Origin of the sequence: Collinsella sp. SGI.184, from assembly GCF_050313415.1 — a bacterium.
Taxonomy (GTDB): Bacteria; Actinomycetota; Coriobacteriia; order Coriobacteriales; family Coriobacteriaceae; genus Collinsella.
On record NZ_JBNPLJ010000042.1, the window covers coordinates 1 to 950 of the forward strand.

The 950-nt window shown below is 69.4% G+C and carries 4 protein-coding genes; all 4 read left to right on the forward strand.

Annotated features, from left to right (window positions below; genetic code table 11):
• Positions 1-117: 117 nt before the first annotated feature.
• A complete protein-coding gene (locus tag ACQRAJ_RS08730) occupies positions 118-333 on the forward strand; it encodes a hypothetical protein (RefSeq protein ID WP_427748382.1) in 216 nt (71 codons plus the stop codon).
• Positions 330-557 (forward strand): hypothetical protein, encoded by a 228-nt coding sequence (locus ACQRAJ_RS08735; protein ID WP_427748383.1) that lies wholly within the window; start codon positions 330-332, stop codon positions 555-557. The genes ACQRAJ_RS08730 and ACQRAJ_RS08735 overlap by 4 nt, the downstream gene beginning before the upstream one ends.
• On the forward strand, positions 550-693 hold the full coding sequence (locus ACQRAJ_RS08740; protein ID WP_427748384.1) for a hypothetical protein: 144 nt from the start codon (positions 550-552) through the stop codon (positions 691-693). Before ACQRAJ_RS08735 ends, ACQRAJ_RS08740 begins: the two co-directional genes overlap by 8 nt.
• Positions 683-950, forward strand: a 268-nt coding sequence (locus ACQRAJ_RS08745) for an N-acetylmuramoyl-L-alanine amidase (protein WP_427748385.1), incomplete at its 3' end; no start/stop codon positions are given. The genes ACQRAJ_RS08740 and ACQRAJ_RS08745, both read left to right, overlap by 11 nt.

Below are 950 nucleotides of genomic sequence, written 5' to 3' on the forward strand. Positions count from 1 at the left end.
GTGAAGCGACGGAAGGCGACGCTTCGCAACATTACCGCAGCTAAACATAGTCGTTTGTGACCGCATCGGACACTTCTCCCAGAGGGCGGGGCGTTCCCGTCCGGGGAGGAGGCGCGCATGGGGTCGGTCGTCGCGGCGCTCGTGACGGGGGTGCTCACCCTCGCCGGGGTGCTCGTGTCCAACTCGCGCAGCCGCGCGGTCATGGAGGTCAAGATCGACAACCTGACGCGTCAGGTCGAGAGGCACAACTGCCTCGTCGAGCGCACCTACGCCCTGGAGCAGGACGTCGCCGTCGTGAAGGCGGAGATCGACAACCTGAGGAAGGGGCAATGATGGAGGCTTTCCTGACATCCAACGAGTGGCCGTGGAGACTCGCGCGGACCATCGTGCAGGGCGTGCTCGGCGTGGTCGTGGCCAACGTGGACATGCTCGTGGGCTGCGCGGTGCTGGAGCCGGAGTGGCGCGCGGTCGTGGTGGCGCTCGTGATGGCCGTGCTGTCGCCGGTCATGGCGGAGCTCGGCGCGGCGCTGCCGTCGGGCGGTGGTACCGATGAGTGACGGGCGTAAGTTCGCGAGCGAGGAGGAGCGCTGGGAGGCGCTGCGCGGCGAGGGCGTCGAGGCGGCAGCGCCCGACGGCTGGGAGCCCGACGAGGGCGAGGACGGCGGCTTCGAGGGGGTGCCCGGTGGCGTATAGCATCCTCTTCAAGCAGTGCGGGAGCGACCACATGACGCGCGGGCGCTCGCGCGCGATCGACCGCATCGTGGTGCACTTCACGGCGACGCTCGCCTCCGCGCGCAACAACGCGACGTACTTCGCGCGCAACGAGGGGCAGGGCGCGAGCGCGCACTACTTCGTCGACGACATCACGCCCGAGATCTACCAGAGCGTGGCGGAGGGCGACACCGCCTGGCACGCCGGCGACTGGCAGATGAGCTGCCGCGCGATCGGCA